Raw genomic sequence first — 15,806 nt, 5'->3', positions numbered from 1 at the left:
GGTTTGATATTGCCACTGTTTAATGACCTGCTCAACGACTTTAATCTATACTCTGATTAATGCTGAAGTGGAACTGCCCTTTGTTGGCCGAAGGCAATCCGGGGATGTCATCGAATCCATAGCCCCAGTCAAGTCCCAGCAGACCGAACATCGGCAGGAATACCCGAACGCCGACACCGGCCGAGCGTTTCAACGCGAAGGGGTTGAAACTCCTGAAATCTTTCCAGGCGTTTCCTGCTTCCAGGAAAGTCATTACGTAGATGGTGGCACTCGGATTAAGCGAAAGGGGATACCGGAGCTCAAGCGTGGTTTTGTTGTAGATGGTTCCTCCGACATTCTTGTTCTTGTAATAGTCAGGCGTTAAGCTTTCATTTGAGTAGCCCCGCATCCCGATGATTTCGCGACCGTCGAGGTTGTTGTATCCCGAAAGACCGTCGCCGCCGAGGTAAAAGCGGTCGAATGGCGTTATTCCGATGTCGCTGTTATACGATCCCAGGAACCCGTATTTGGTGCGGGCGCTGAGTACCAGGTTGCCAATGATCTGGCGGTAGAGCGAGAAATTAATTTTCCACTTATGGTACTCTATCCATTTAAATTTGTCTTCATCGGCCATGGAAGCGTAATCCTTGTCGCTGAAGAGCGAGTAGGGAGGGGTAACGTCGAGGCTGAGCGAAACTTCGGAGCCCGAGCGCTGGAATATCGGGCTGTCGATGGAGTTACGGGCGAATGTAACGCCGTAGCTGTAGTTGTTGTACTTCCCGTTGCCGTTGCCGAAAGCGAAAATACTGCCGTAGTTGTTCAGCCGGTAGGTCTGAATGCTAATACGCTGCATCAGGGTAAAATAGTCGTCAGGCCAGGCGAGGCGTTTGCCAAGCATCAGCATAAAACCGTCGATCTTGAACGACTGGTAGTTTTCGCTGCTTCTGGCCAATCCATTGGAATAAAGCGAGTGATAATAGCTTACGCTGAATGAGTTGGGCTTTTTACCGCCCAGCCAGGGCTCGGTAAAGGAGGCGCTGTAACTGAGGTATCCTTTGCCGTATGATTGCATGCGCAGGCTCAGTTTCTGTCCGTCGCCCGAAGGGATCGGCCGCCAGGCGCTGCCCTGGAAAATTTTACGCGCCGAAAAATTGTTGAACGAAAGCCCGAGGGTTCCTACCACCCTGCCATAACCCCAGCCGCCCGAAAGTTCGATCTGGTCGGATGATGTTTCTTCAACCTTGTATTCTATATCCACTGTCCCGTCATTGGGATTGGGGATAGGGGTGGGTACGATTTTTTCAGGGTCGAAATAGCGCAGCTGTGCCAGCTCGCGGGTGGTGCGGATGATGTCGGAACGGCTGAACATCTGTCCGGGACGGGTGCGCAGCTCACGCATCACCACATGGTCGTTGGTACGGGTGTTGCCTTTTACAATTACCTTGTTGATGGTGGCCTGTTTGCCTTCGCGGATGCGCATCTCCATATCGATGGTGTCATTCTCCACCCTGACTTCAACCGGGGTGACCGAGAAGAACAGGTATCCGTCATCAAGGTATAAAGTGCTGATGTCAATTTCGTTGGGATTGTAATTGAGGTTGGCGTCCAGCTCGCTTTGGTTGTAAATGTCGCCGCGTCGTATTTTCAGCACTTCGTTCAACTGCTCGGCCGAGTATTTTGTATTACCGACCCACTTGATGTCGCCGAAATAATACCTGCGGCCTTCATCAATAGCGATATCTATCGAAATGGTCCTTGGCCCTGAGCGGTAAACGGAATCTGATACAATGGCTGCATCCCGGTATCCTTCATTATTATATTTGGCGATCAGGCTGTTAAGGTCTTCCTTAAAGTCGTCGCGGATAAACTTCGAAGACTTGAAAATCCTGAACCTGAAATTCTCATTGATGACGTCAGCTCCAAAATTGATCAGGGTGTCTGCGTTCAGGGTGAGCGCCTTGCGCGGCGTTTTTGTCACCAGTTGATCAAGCGCGTTAAAGGGACGGAAAACACCCTTGTCCTTGGTATTTTTCAAGGTCCGCTTCAAACGGGTGTCGTTCAGATTTTCATTCCCCGTGAAATTGATCCTGTCGATGCGGACTTTATTGTTTTTGTCGATGTTGATGACCAGGCTGATCTCGTTTGACTTCACACTGTCCCTGACCTGTTCTATTTCCACTTCGGTGTTAAGGAATCCTTTACCCGTAAAGTGTTTCTTGATGATGTTCGAAGTGCGGATAATCACATTATCGGTTACCACATCGCCTTTCACCAGTTTGATTTTGTCGCGCAGGTCATCGGCTTCCGACTTTTTGACTCCTTTAAATGAGAACTTGCTCAGGCGGGGCCGTTCCTGCAGGTCGATGTTCAGGAATACAAGGTCATCGGAAAAGCGGGTGGCGGAGATTCTGACATTTTCAAAAAGCCCTTGTGCCCAGAGTTTTTCAATGGCCTTCCGGATTTTATCGCCGGGGATTTCGATGCGGTCGGCAACCTGAAGGCCTGAAAGCATGATAAGCACATTATGATCAAGGTACTGCACCCCGGTAACAGTTACGCCACCGATAATATACTCGCGGGGATTCGAATAGTCGATTTCGCTTAAATCATCCCCCAGCCTGATCTGGCCAAACGAAGTGAACTGGAATAAAAGCAGTGTGATTGCAGTGAGGCGGAGTTTCAATTTCATTTATCGGTAACTTGTTTTATTTGTTCACTGATCATTCCGAAGCGACGCTCCCTGTTCTGGAAATCCAGAATGGCAGCATAAAGGTCATCTTTTCTGAAGTCAGGCCACAATACTGGTGTGAAACAGAGTTCTGCATAGGCAATCTGCCAGAGCAGGAAATTACTGATGCGGTATTCGCCGCTGGTGCGGATAAGTAATTCGGGGTCAGGAATATTGCTGGTGTCAAGATAGGTGCTGAATAACTCCTGGGTGATATCTTCCCGGTTAATTTTCCCTGAAGCAACATCTCCGGCAATTTTTCCGGCGGCGGCGGTAATTTCCCACCGGCCGCTGTAGTTAAGCGCAAGAATCATGTTCATGCGGGTGTTGCCGGAGGTGATTTCCATGGTTTCCATCAGCTGCTTGTAACATTCCGGCTCCAGATGGCTCAGGTCGCCGATTGCACTCAGCCTGATGTTGTTATCCATCAATGTGCCGATCTCCGAATTCAGGGTGGAAACCAGCAGGTTCATCAGCGCATCCACTTCACACTTGGGCCTTTTCCAGTTTTCGGTGGAGAAAGCATACAGGGTAAGGTATTTCACACCAAGTTCAGCCGCCGCAGTGGCTGTCTGCCTCACTGATTCCACCCCGTTCTGATGGCCGAATACCCTCACTTGCCCCCGGTTTTTTGCCCACCGTCCATTGCCATCCATAATGATGGCAATGTGCCGGGGTAATCTGGCGGGGTCTATTTTTTCTTTAAGATCCATTCTTCAGAATCAGGTAACTAAAGTACCATCTATTTTATAACCCCAATATTTAATTGGTGTTAATATTTGTTAATCAGTTTAATAAAAAACGTTAAGGCAGCGCTCACGCTCCAGGTAATTGAGCCTGAGTGAGATACTGATGCCTACAAAAGAATACCAGTCATTGTATTTAGAGTCTCCGCGTTGCATGCCACTGTTGTGGTTCAGCCCGGGATCGGATGCAATTTCAAAAGGTTCCGCTTCACCGGGAGTCATTCCCTGAAGATCAAGGTAGTATGTAGTGCTTACATCATCAATATAGTCGGTGAATGTTTTATGCATCCGCCAGTCGAGCGACATACCGATAAAACTGTTGATGCTGTACTTGACGCCAATGCCGAAGGGGATGGAGAATCCGGTTCTTTTATATGCTTTCCTTTCCGGAAATGCGCTGCTGCCCTGCCCTTCGGTGGATAACCCTTGCAACTCATAGGTTACGCCGTTGTAGGTTGCCTTCGGATTGAAAAAGAATACCGAAGCCCCTCCGTACATGTAGGGGGTGACGAAGTGCCTGAGACTACCGATAAAGTACTCGTAAAAGTTAAACTCAAAAGTGGCGGAAATATCTGATATATGGCTGGTGAAATTGAGGTTCCGGTTAGTATTGACCTTTGAAATGGCATCATCACCATGCAGGGTCCCATAGGTAAAACTACCCCGGATGGCTGTTCTTTCATTGAAATTATGCCTGATAAAAGCTCCGGCTGCAGGTTTTGTCAGCAGAAACTGACTGCCGGGGTTCAGGTCGCCGAGATAGTAGGAGCCTCCGCCAAAGAGTCCGATCTCGCCATAGCTTTGCGCACCGGCCAGCATAGTTGTAAAGAGGAAAGACAGCAGCAGAATTCTTTTTTTCATATTCATTCTCAGGTTCGCTTAAAGGCGATTTTAATGCATAATTATGGTTTCTTACAGAAACAATACTTCAGCCGACCCATAAGCGCCTGATTTGGCATGCAAAAGTAAGAAAAAATATGAGCCGCAAAGCAATGATGGAATTCCGGCCTGAATCAGTTGCGGACATCCCGGCCCCACATCAGTTTTTGCCTGATGGTGGTGAAGAAATTGTCGTTCAGCCGTTGAACCAGATTGATGCTGAACGTTTCTTTCCGGATGACAATTTCGGTGGATGAATCAATTATGGCAGATCTGGAATCAAGGCCAACCAGATACTGCGACATCCGGCCTTCAACTTTCAGCCTGATCACGCTTTTGTCAGGGATAACGACGGGCCTGACGGTTAAATTGTGCGTAGCGATGGGGGTGATGACAAAATTCTCGGAATCGGGTGTAATGATCGGGCCGTTGCAACTGAGCGAATAAGCCGTGGAGCCGGTGGGCGTGGCGATAATCAGTCCGTCGGCCCAGTAGGAGTTCAGCAATATGTTGTCTATATAAACATGCACCAGGATCATGGATCCGGTATCTTTCTTATTCACGGTGAGCTCGTTCAGCGCGTAGTTGATTTCGCCGAAGAGGTGCTCAGGGGTTTCCACGCACAACATGGAACGTTTATCGAGGGTGTATTCTCCCTTAAGCAGGGAGGTCACAGCCTGGTTGATTTCATCTTTCGAAATGCTTGACAGAAAACCCATGCGGCCGAGGTTAATCCCCATCAGCGGAATGCCCGAATCCCTGATCAGGGTGATGGCATCCAGCATGGTGCCGTCACCGCCTATCGAAAACATGAAATCCGCATTTCCGGGCAGTTCGTGGTGTGCAGCGAATGTCTGCGGTTCTCTGCCAAACCTGATCCTGTCCCTGACAAATTCGTAAAACGGCTGGTGGATGGTTACCTGCACATTGTGCCGGTCAAGGATCTCAACCAGTTGCTGAAAGTAATAGAAAAGCTCATCAGCAAAAGTCTTTCCGAAAAGCGCGATTTTCATTTTTTTAAAGTTTGATGTCAGTAAGTAGCATAGACCGGAAAATGCAAATGTACGACACTGAAGTCTGGCGTGGTCAGATTGCTGCCATAAAATGTATGAATAGACCCGCTTTTCCTTCGCGGTTCAGCGAAAATTCGGTCCGGACCACTTTATCGTAATAAGTCACAAAATCAATACCCAGGCCGGAGCCGAACAGTAATTTGTCCTGTAAAGAATTATTTTCACCGGGTTTGCCCCGCCAGGCCCGGCCTGCATCGGCAAAAGCCCCTATATGCACCGAAACCGGAATGGTGTTGAACTGTTCCGCTTTCAGGCGGCTGATCCTGATAATTTTAAGCGGAAGCAGGGCATACCTGAGGTTTGCCTTTGCCACCCAGAAGTTGTCGCCGTCAACAACCTGGTATTCATACCCCCGTACGTAGTCGCGGTGATACCCCAATCCCTGATTGCGGAACCAGGGTTTTGTGCCGTGGGTTGACAGTTTAACGGCGCCGCCGGTGGCGAGGTTCCACCGTTGCGATAGCGGCAGGTGCCACCGGGCCGAACTCCGCAATGTCAGGTAATCGTAATCGGCCGATGGCAGTATGCCCGTCCATTCGAGCAGCGCATCGGCATACCAGCCGGAGAGGGGATAAGCCCGCTGATCGCGGAAATCAGCTTTCATCAGGTAGGACAGGAGCGGAATAACGGTTTCCTTTGTCTTTACACCCGCATATTCCGGATTCAGTGCCAGCAGGGTGTCGCTGAAACGGTAACTGCCGAATTGTGCGGTTAGTGTGTGGCTCAGATGGATCCCCGGTCTGTATCTTAAAAACGCGGCGGCTTCAGCATAATGCCTGAGAAAATCATCGTGCCTGAAGTATTCAGGTTTGTCGTTTGTGGTAATCACCGCCGTTTCCCGTTCCCTTGCTCCGGTCAGTATCAGGCCGGCGCCCAGGGTTTTACGGGCGTTCAGGTAGGGCGCTTCGTATGTAAGCATAAGCTGCTGCTGGTATCCTGCCATAAAGCGGATGTGAAGTTTTTCGAGCCTTCCCCTGAAATTTTCCTGTTGCAGGAATAAGCCGTACGAAAGACGGGAGATGTCACCTTTCTCCAGCCAGGCATTGAAATTCCGGTCGGCAAAATTAAAAACAGGCCACAGCCAGGTGTACCAGCGTTCCTGCACTTTAATATTTACAATAACATCGTCTGCATGGTTTCCGTATTCAATCCCGGTTTCGATAAAATGAAACAATGGCTGACGTTGAAGGTTTTTAACGGATTCGGACAAGGCAGTCTGTAAATTGCTCAATGACAAGGTGTCGCCCTGCCTGAAGGTGAGCTCCCTGAGGATAATGTAATCTTTGGTTTTTTTGTTGCCGGAAATCCTGATATCGCTCACTACCAGCAGTTGCCCGGAATCCCTTGCCGGCAGGATGGCCGTTGCGGCGTTTGTCAGAAACATCAGGAGTATCCCGGTTATGCAGGATTTCAGTTTCATCAGATGTCGAGGTACTTCATCAGGGAGTCATACCTGTCGCGAAGGGTATCGTTTAAATCGCCCTCAAAAAAGGAGGCTTTTATACTGTAGCCAAAGCGGTTAAATGTCTGGATAATGGGCCCGATGTCGATGCGGTTGATCTTCAGGGTGACTTCCATGCGGGAGGAATCGGGTAGGGTAAGGATGTAAAGGCTGAGGATGCTGGCGTCGTTCGACTCAACGATTCTGGCAATCTCGCTGAGGGCGTAATCGCGGATGCCCATTTCCAGGACGATGATTCCACCGGGATTGTCAACCGCTGCCAGGCGGGCAAAATATTTCACCAGGCACTGCAGGGTGATGGATCCAAGGTAATGATTGTTGGCGTCAATAACCGGAATCAGCGTGAGTTTCTGTTCAAATACCTGGCGGATAACATCGTAAACATGCTGATCCTCCGTTACGTATGGCTTCTGGAGTGAAAGGGAATGATTGCCCAGCGGCTCCTCATAACTGTTCATCTCATAAATGTCCGATTCGGAGATCAGGCCCAGGAAATCATGGTTATTCACGATGGGCAGGTGCGAAACCCGGAACTCTTCCATCCAGTTGAGGGCGATCAGGCCGCTGTCGGAGGTCTTCAGGGGCATGATTGCGTCGCTGATTAAGTCTTTGGCCAACATGTTTGATTGGAGCTAATGATTTACAAACTTACAAAGAATCCCGCTTGAAATGTTGTTGTTGTTTGCCTGTCTGATTGATACGTTTGTTATGAAAATCTTTAAGATATTGTAAAACAGATAAATGGGAATTAGTCTGCGATCCGGGTTGTAATGTTTCTGCATCAGATTTAAGCCGTACACTGACCTGATTGTTTCAGGTTTTCCGGTTAGCAAAATCTCATTAACTTTGCCTGCCCGCTCTAGGAAAAACAAAGTAGATCGGGATGTAAGTATATCGGTGAATTGCCGGTTTATTCTGTTTCGTGAAGGAACTGCGTGCCTGTAAAGGCTGTGGTCTTGTTTTTCCGGACAGAATCCGGTCGTTATCCGGACCGTAAATCAAAGTTGGAATGAAAAATCCGCATAAACTGTTTAGCCTGGGCAACCTGGCCATTCTGATCATCCTGGGCGTGGTCCTGACACAGATTCTGACCCTGCGTTTTTACGAAAAGCCCAACCGCATTATTGAAAGCGATGTCAGTAATTATTATGCCTATCTGCCTCTTCATTTCATTTATGGTCAGCTTGATTACCGTTTCGATGAGAAGAGCTTTCCCATTGTAAAGGATTACGTTTACAGCGTACCGGTTGGCAACGGCAATTATATCAATCCCTATACGATGGGGATGGCTATTGCCTATTCGCCTTTCTTTTTTGCCGTTCACCTGCCGTTGAAATGGTCGGGACAACCCGCCACCGGATTTTCACAGCCCTACCGCATATCCATTATTCTGGCCTGCCTGTTTTATGTGTTTATTGCCCTGATTCTGCTGAAACGGATTCTTGCCGGGATTTTTAATGACAGAATAACCGCCCTGACGCTTACGGCAATGTTTCTGGCTACCAACCTGCTTTACTACATCTCTCATGAACCCGGCATGCCCCATGCATTCAACTTTTCATTCGGTGTATACTTTTTATACCTGACCATCAAATGGCATGAGAAGCCCGGAGTATGGAATTCAGTGCTGCTGGGGATTATTTCAGGGTTGATATCGCTGATAAGGCCCACCGATGTGGTGATTGCCCTGGTCTTTATCCTTTGGAAAGTAGATTCATTCACCGCCCTTAAAAACAATGTTCAGCTGTTTCTCAGGAAATGGCACCTGATTCTGATTGTCCTTTTTTTCGGATTTATGGTGTGGGTACCTCAAATGCTCTATTGGAAACATTTTACAGGTCATTTTCTGTACAATCCATATCATGATGCCGGCTTCAGGTTCTTTTTCGGCAATCCGCAAATATTTATTTCCCTTTTCAGTTACCGGAAAGGCTGGCTACTTTATACGCCTGCAATGCTGCTGCTGATCCCCGGCTTTATTTTTCTCTACCGGAAATACCGTCCTTACTTCTGGCCGGTGGTCATCTATTTTCTGGTAAATCTCTGGATCATCGCATCGTGGTGTCTGCCCTGGTACGGGGGCAGTTACGGGCAACGCGCCTACGTGGTATCCTACAGCATCATGATTTTGCCCCTGGCCGCAGCCTTTGGCCTTTTTCTAAGTAAGAAAACAGTGATTCCCATCCTGGCCGGGCTGTTGCTTACCGGTTTGTTTGTTGTTCATAATCTTTTCCAGATGCGGCAGTACCGCAGCGGGGCGATTCATTATGTATCCATGACCAAAGAGGCTTACTGGGATTCCTTTTTACGCGAAAAACCATCTCCCAGGCTGAAATACCTGCTTTCATACCCCGATTACGATAACGCCAAAAAGGGTAAGTATCCCACGCCGGTGATCGATCCGATTTATACCGGAAAACTCACCCGTGAAGAAATTCTGCTGAGATTTCAAAAAGATATTCGGAAGGAGTTTGCACAGGATACCCTGAAACAACAACAATGGACGACCAAAGCCGCTGAGGAGAACCTCAGCATTGATGCATATCTCGACAAACAGGCAGGCATCCGGATGGATGAGCAGATCAATGCCGGTATTATTGTCCCCAAAAAGTAAGCCCGGATGTCTTCAACAGTCAAAGAATTTCTGGATCAGGTGGTGGCGGGCGGCACCTGCACGGGTTGCGGCCTGTGCGCCGGGTTGGATGCCTCGCAGAAATCCTATATGCGCGCCACTCCTAAAGGCCCCCGGCCGGTGATTTCCGTTGACCACGAAATTCCGGAAATGATCAGGCAGTGTTGCGCCGGTCACCGGATTGACTATCCCGGACTTTACCGGCAGCACTACGGCCAGGTTCCGGAAAACTGGCTTACCGGTATCATTTCAGAAGTATATACGGGTTACTGCACGGACGAAACCATCCGTAGAAACAGTTCGTCGGGTGGCGTGCTCACGGCGGTGCTTTGTTATTTGCTCGAATCAGGCGAAATAGATGCCGCGGTGGTGGTTACCCAGGGCATTCCGGAGCCGGAAAAAGCTTCGGTGGTGATCGCCTCTTCAACTGCTGAAATTCAAGCCGCTTCACAGTCGGTATATGTGCCGGTTTCAACCCTTGATATCCTGAACAGGCTGGATCCGCAAAAGCGCTATGCCATCACCTGTCTTCCCGAGCAATCGGCGGCCCTCAGGGTGCTGCAGCAGCAGGGTCACGCAAACGCGCTGAGCATTAAATACGTTCTGGGCCCTTACACGGGCACGGCCATTTATCCGGCCGCCATTGAAACCTTTCAGCGCATCAACGGGGTAAAGAAGCAGGATGCGGTTACCTCCCTGAAGTGGAGGGCGGGGGAGTGGCCCGGCTACCTCGAGATCATTACCCGCTCGGGCAAAGTACTGCGATCGCCCAAGGTCTATTATAACTTCCTGATTCCTTTTTTTGTGACCAATGCCAGCCTGCAAAGCATGGATTTTGCCAACGAGTTTGCCGATCTGGCGGTGGGCGATGCCTGGTCGCCCGAGTTTGAATCACAGGGGCAGGGATTTTCGGTGGTGGTGAGCCGCAACGAAAAGATGACGACCCTGCTCAAAGAACTGCAGCAAAAAGGGGTATTGTCGCTGCGGAAGGAACCGTTGGAATCGGCATCTGCTATGCATGGCCATATGATCGACTTCAAAAAACGGGGCAGTTACATCCGAAACCGGATGCGGCGTATGTTCGGCCGTAAGGCGCCTGATTTCGGATACAAGCCTGCTAGCGTCGGAATTAAAAGAATCATGGTTGAATTGGTAATTTCAGCTATATTCGTGCTGGGCAAAACCCGGCTGCTCAGGTTGATGCTTTACCTGCTGCCCGAAAGGATTATCGGACCGCTTTTCAATACGCTGAGGCTTAAATGGAAGAAGGTTTCACGGAAAACCAAGCGGCAGGGGCTGGAGTCCTATGCGGTCGTAATTACGGAAAAACAGCCATGATCGATTTTAACCCACTGATAGGAAGGATATACCCACGGATTCTCACGCAACTGAACCGCGATCCCCACACGGCGCATTACGGCAGTTTCGACCGCAACTGGTGGCATTATAAGATCAGGGATTTTTCTTCCATCATTCTGCAGCAGGGCGGTTACTTTCTGGCAACGGCGGCGCAGCTGCCCGCTTACCGTGAGGTATCGGACCAACTGAAAGAGTACGCCCGAGCCTCCGCCGGCTTCTGGGCCGCAAGGGCAGTCCGAGGGGGGGCTTTCGAGGAGTATTATCCGTGGGAAGACGGTTATCCGCCGCTCGCTTTCTCTACCCTGGCCGTTTCCGGGATAATTTTATCGCAAAAATTGGATACTGCTCCTTTTGGCAGCGCATTGAAGAAAGCCGCCCGCAAACTTCAGCAGCGGTTCGAAGCGAAGGCAGCCAATCAGCAGATTGCCGGACTTGCTGCCCTGGCCGCGCTCAGGAAAATTGATCCTGATCTTGTTGATAAGCATACATTTGAGCGGCTGACGAAACGCACCCTTGACCTGCAGTCGGACGAAGGCTGGTTTACCGAATACGACGGACCTGACCTCGGCTACCTCTCCGTTTCGCTCGACTGCCTCTGGGATCTTTATGATTACACCGGCGACCGGCGTTTTGCGGATTCAGCAACAAATGCATTCAGGTTTCTGGCCACCCTGGTCGTCCATAATCAGGGGGCCATCGGCATGCACAATGCCCGGAATACTGATTATATTGTCCCTTACGGCATCAGCCGTTTTCTGACTGCCGGAAATCCGGAAGACGCCCTGCTTGCCCGTCAGGTAATGGAAGCGCTGTATGCAGATATGGAAGAACCCGGCCATTTCTTTCAGGCGGTGGACGACCGTTACTGGAGCCACTACATCGGACATTCGGTGGTGCGGGCGCAACTTCAGCTCGACTGCGCAGGGCTGAAAGATCCGGCACCGTCTGCAGGGCCTTCAGCGGATGTGCTCTTCCCGGAATGCGGAACCGCCCTTCAAACAGTGGATGGTCACCGGATCATGGTCAGCTGTCTCAAGGGGGGTATCCTGAGTATCCGCAAAGGAGATAAATACCTGAATGATTTTGGCTGGATTATTTTCGACGGAAAGAAACAGTTTGTAACCCACTGGTGGAGCCTCTCCAACCGCTTTTCGGGGACCCCCGGAGCGTTCGAAATATCGGGAAATCCGGTGCTGTTCAAAGAAAATACCAGCACCCCGCTGAAACATTTCGTCCTGAGGGTGGTAAGTTTCCTGTCGGGGCATAAAATCATTTCCATCCTGAAAGATCTGCTGATTTTCAGAAAAAGTGATCCCAGATACAGTTTTATCAGAAAAGTGCAGGTAATGCCTGACAGCGTGATTGTTACAGATGCAATTTCGGGTCTGAAGGGCGGTGAAAAGATCGTGAAGGCGCCCCGCTTCTCCAAACGCCATGTTGCCAGCGCCGATTCATTCCACCGCGAAGATATTGAAATGGTCAGGGGATACGAATCCCGCACGGAAATCAATCACAATCAGGGAGTATTTAGCGCTACTACCGTTATTGATCTCGTGACTTAACTTCATTATGGGGAAAATCAGGCTTTCCGACAGATTCCGCAACCTGCTGGTGCAGCTGATCAAGTTTGGCATGGCCGGGCTGCCTTCCTTTCTGGTGGCCATCCCGCTCAACTGGCTGCTGGTGGAACAGGCCGGACTTTCGAAACCGTTGGCGTACATGATCACCCTGTTTTTTCAGGTGACCGTGAATTTCATCCTGCTGAGGATTTTTGTCTTTAAAGGCAGCAGTGAAGAAGCGGTTATCAGAACCTATTTCAAATTCCTCTGGGGGATTGCCTTTTTCCGGCTGCTCGACTGGGGCTTGTATACAATACTGGTGGAGCACACAAAAATATACTACCTGCTCGTTCAGATTGGAAATGTTGTTATATTTTCGCTGGCGAAGTTTTTCTACAGTAAAAAAATTATGGAGAAGTAGCCGTTATGAAACTCATCATACAAATTCCCTGCTTTAATGAGGCGAAAACCCTGCCCGGTGTAATCCGCGACCTGCCCCGCTCACTGCCCGGCATCAGTCAGATCGAATACCTCGTGATTGACGACGGCAGTTCCGACAATACGGTGGCGGTGGCCCACGAGCTGAAAGTGCACCATGTGCTGCAGCTGGGCAGCAACCGCGGACTGGCGTTCGCTTTCTCTCAGGGGATTCGCTATGCCCTGGATCAGGGGGCGGATATCGTGGTGAACACCGACGGCGACAATCAGTATGCGGGGGAGGACATCGGACTGCTGGTGCAGCCTGTTGCAGAGGGCAAGGCCGACATCGTGGTGGGATGCCGCCCCATCAGGGCGCACAAGGAGTTCAGCCCGGTGAAGAAGCTGCTTCAGCTGATGGGCAGCTGGATTATGCGCAAGATATCTAAAACGGATGTAAAAGACGCACCTTCGGGCTTCAGGGCCTTTTCGCGCGAAGCCTGCCTGAGGATGTTTATTTACTCCCGGTTTTCTTACACTATGGAAACACTGATACAGGCCGGGAATTCCAACCTCAGGGTGCAGTCGGTGGATATCAGGGTCAATCCCAAAACCCGCGAATCAAGGCTTTTCAGGAATATCTTCGAACACATCTACAAATCGGCCGATACCATTATCCGGATGTTTATCCTCTACCGGCCAGGGCGCTTTTTTCTCTGGATAGGTACCATTTTCAACCTTGCCGCCGCCGTGCTGGGCGGCCGTTTTATCTACCTGCTGTGGATTACCGATCACCCCGATAAAAGCCGTACCTACATTCCCTCCCTGATTCTGCTGGCCATCCTGGCTTTCTGGGGCGTGATGTCCTATATGATCGGCATATTGGGCGAACTGCTGAAATTCATCCGGAAGCAAAACGAGGAAATCCTGGCCAACCAGCGCCGCGATCAAACCGGAAAAAGCTGATATAGCGGCTGAATGGCTTGGCCGGGCCAAATCACCGGCATAAAAACAATGGTTAGTTATTAAACTAAATATTTTTACGATGCTGAACAACGACCAACCTGATAAGGATGCGACCCTGAAAAAAATCCTTGGTTTGTTTGAAAGGGTATTGATTTATATTCTCATCCTTATGATGGTGGGGGTACTGGTGCTGGCGGCTGTTGAGCTGGGATATTATCTGGTTAATAATATCGTTAACTCCGATTTTATGCTGATCGACCTGGACGCCCTGATGGACCTTTTCGGTCTTTTCCTCCTGGTCCTGATCGGCATTGAACTGCTCGACACCATTAAGATTTACCTGCGCGACAATGTGGTGCACGTGGAAGTGGTGGTGCTGGTGGCCATCATTGCCCTGGCAAGAAAGGTGGTAATCCTGAAGATTGAAGACCTTTCAGGCGAGTTGATCCTGGGCATTGCCGCATTGATTGTGGCCCTGGGCGTCACCTATTACCTGATAAAGAAGTCGGGTTTGATGGCTTGCAGAATGAATGAAAAAGGCCGGGATGAATAAGCCCTGATATAAACCGGAATCAGGTCCCTCTGCCTTTCCGGCCGGGGAAAGCGAACCATGTATTCCGCACGCCGGCCCCGAAAGGCCATGCCTGATTATTGAATCATCAGTTATTCAGTCCAGAATGTGTTCTTCCCGTAAAAATGCAGGAAGTACATACCGCTTTTCAGGTCATGCGTGCTGATTTGCTCCGATGTCTGGTGGAGTATTCCTGATTACACCTCTTTCCCGGATGCATCCATCATTTTGTAGGTGTCAAACCGGTTGAGGTCTCCTGCTGTGCAGGTAACCTGTGCATGGCCAGAGGCGGGTTACTGAGGTTTGGAAGAGGGAATAAGGTTGATGTTGCATAGCAATAATGCCTGTTGATCGTGCGGCGCCTGTTTTACTAAGGTTCATCAGCAATGGCAGGAGAGGGTCCTGCCTTGACATCGTCATTGAGATGCTGACATTAACAGCGGAGGTTCCGGGAATCCGGATCAACCTTATCTAAACTATTAACCTCTGTAAAACAGGGGTATATCCCCTCGTTTCAGAACCGAATTAAACGAAATTCGGGTAAGTAGCGCTTCAAATCATTATCACTGACGCAGCAGGGATGGAACTGTATCGGTAAGAGCACCACCATGCATTGCCGGGCAAACAATCCCGCAAAGGCCGTTCCGTTGCCTTTAAGGTTTATCCTTACCTTTGCAGTTCAAATATCTGCATCATGACCAAGCTCAGTGTAAATATCAATAAAATTGCCACTTTGCGCAATGCCCGGGGCGGCAATCTGCCGGATGTGCTGAAGGCAGCCATGGACTGTGAACGCTTCGGTGCGCAGGGAATTACCGTGCACCCCCGGCCCGACGAGCGTCATATCCGCTACCAGGATGCGCGCGATCTGAAACCGTTGGTGAAAACCGAATTCAACATCGAAGGCAACCCGGAGCCGCGTTTCATCGACCTGGTGCTTGAGGTAAAGCCGCATCAGGTGACGCTGGTGCCCGACGCCCACGACGCGATTACCTCTAATCAGGGTTGGGATACCGTAAAATACCGTAACCATCTCACGGATATCGTCCGGACTTTTCATCAGCATGGGATCCGTACCTCCATATTTGTGGATCCCGATCCGCGCATGGCCGAAGCTGCCGCCTATACCGGTACCGACCGGGTGGAGCTGTACACCGAGGCTTACGCCGCCGGCTACCAGAAAAACCGTGAAGCCGCCATAGCGCCCTTTGCCGCGGCCGCCGAAGCCGCCACAAAAGCGGGCCTCGGGCTGAATGCCGGGCACGACCTGAACCTCGACAACCTCCGGTATTTTGTGCAGACCATTCCGGGCATCCTCGAAGTCTCCATCGGCCACGCGCTGATTGCCGACGCCCTTTATTACGGACTGGAAACCACCATACAGCTTTACCTGCGCGAACTCAAGCCCTGGCTGCCGGTTTAAACTGATGAAAAT

Annotated in this window: 13 protein-coding genes; 7 read left to right on the top strand and 6 right to left on the bottom strand. The window is 50.2% G+C overall.

All coding sequences use genetic code 11. The annotated features are described in order from the left end of the window. Positions 1-40: 40 nt before the first annotated feature. The 6 genes from TBC1_RS08915 to TBC1_RS08890 form a co-directional block, all read right to left on the bottom strand. Positions 41-2,668 carry a BamA/OMP85 family outer membrane protein gene (locus TBC1_RS08915; RefSeq protein ID WP_062041047.1) on the bottom strand — a complete coding sequence of 876 codons (2,628 nt, stop codon included), beginning with the start codon at positions 2,666-2,668 and terminating at the stop codon, positions 41-43. After that, positions 2,665-3,420: an isoprenyl transferase gene (locus tag TBC1_RS08910; RefSeq protein ID WP_062041044.1), complete on the bottom strand. Its 756-nt coding sequence runs from the start codon at positions 3,418-3,420 to the stop codon at positions 2,665-2,667. The genes TBC1_RS08915 and TBC1_RS08910 overlap by 4 nt, the downstream gene beginning before the upstream one ends. A gap of 78 nt (positions 3,421-3,498) precedes the next feature. Next, entirely contained in the window at positions 3,499-4,314 is an 816-nt protein-coding gene (porG, locus tag TBC1_RS08905) for a type IX secretion system protein PorG (protein ID WP_137305555.1), read from the bottom strand. Between the two features lie 152 nt (positions 4,315-4,466). Continuing rightward, entirely contained in the window at positions 4,467-5,345 is an 879-nt protein-coding gene (locus TBC1_RS08900; protein ID WP_062041038.1) for an NAD kinase, read from the bottom strand. Positions 5,346-5,418: 73 nt separating this feature from the next. Then, positions 5,419-6,825, bottom strand: coding sequence for a BamA/TamA family outer membrane protein (locus TBC1_RS08895; protein ID WP_062041036.1), 1,407 nt, complete (start codon positions 6,823-6,825; stop codon positions 5,419-5,421). After that, complete coding sequence (locus TBC1_RS08890; protein ID WP_062041033.1) at positions 6,825-7,487, bottom strand: CBS domain-containing protein; 663 nt, start codon at positions 7,485-7,487, stop codon at positions 6,825-6,827. The genes TBC1_RS08895 and TBC1_RS08890 overlap by 1 nt, the downstream gene beginning before the upstream one ends. A 389-nt stretch (positions 7,488-7,876) precedes the next feature. Between TBC1_RS08890 and TBC1_RS08880 the strand changes: the two genes are divergently transcribed. The 7 genes from TBC1_RS08880 (at position 7,877) to TBC1_RS08850 (ending at position 15,794) form a co-directional block, all read left to right on the top strand. Beyond that, on the top strand, positions 7,877-9,481 hold the full coding sequence (locus TBC1_RS08880) for a hypothetical protein (RefSeq protein WP_062041028.1): 1,605 nt from the start codon (positions 7,877-7,879) through the stop codon (positions 9,479-9,481). 6 nt (positions 9,482-9,487) lie between these two features. Then, positions 9,488-10,837: a coenzyme F420 hydrogenase/dehydrogenase beta subunit N-terminal domain-containing protein gene (locus tag TBC1_RS08875; protein ID WP_062041025.1), complete on the top strand. Its 1,350-nt coding sequence runs from the start codon at positions 9,488-9,490 to the stop codon at positions 10,835-10,837. Beyond that, positions 10,834-12,420: a hypothetical protein gene (locus TBC1_RS08870; RefSeq protein ID WP_062041022.1), complete on the top strand. Its 1,587-nt coding sequence runs from the start codon at positions 10,834-10,836 to the stop codon at positions 12,418-12,420. The genes TBC1_RS08875 and TBC1_RS08870 overlap by 4 nt, the downstream gene beginning before the upstream one ends. Positions 12,421-12,427: 7 nt before the next feature. Continuing rightward, positions 12,428-12,838 (top strand): GtrA family protein, encoded by a 411-nt coding sequence (locus TBC1_RS08865; protein WP_062041019.1) that lies wholly within the window; start codon positions 12,428-12,430, stop codon positions 12,836-12,838. Between the two features lie 5 nt (positions 12,839-12,843). Then, a complete protein-coding gene (locus TBC1_RS08860; protein WP_062041015.1) occupies positions 12,844-13,800 on the top strand; it encodes a glycosyltransferase family 2 protein in 957 nt (318 codons plus the stop codon). A gap of 79 nt (positions 13,801-13,879) precedes the next feature. Further along, complete coding sequence (locus TBC1_RS08855; protein ID WP_062041012.1) at positions 13,880-14,353, top strand: phosphate-starvation-inducible PsiE family protein; 474 nt, start codon at positions 13,880-13,882, stop codon at positions 14,351-14,353. Positions 14,354-15,065: 712 nt separating this feature from the next. Beyond that, on the top strand, positions 15,066-15,794 hold the full coding sequence (locus TBC1_RS08850) for a pyridoxine 5'-phosphate synthase (protein ID WP_062042917.1): 729 nt from the start codon (positions 15,066-15,068) through the stop codon (positions 15,792-15,794). Positions 15,795-15,806: the final 12 nt, after the last annotated feature.

The sequence above is a fragment of the Lentimicrobium saccharophilum genome (assembly GCF_001192835.1).
GTDB classification, from domain to species: Bacteria; Bacteroidota; Bacteroidia; order Bacteroidales; family Lentimicrobiaceae; genus Lentimicrobium; species Lentimicrobium saccharophilum.
The sequence above is the reverse complement of the archived record's forward strand: the minus strand, read 5'-3'. Positions and strand labels throughout refer to the sequence as shown.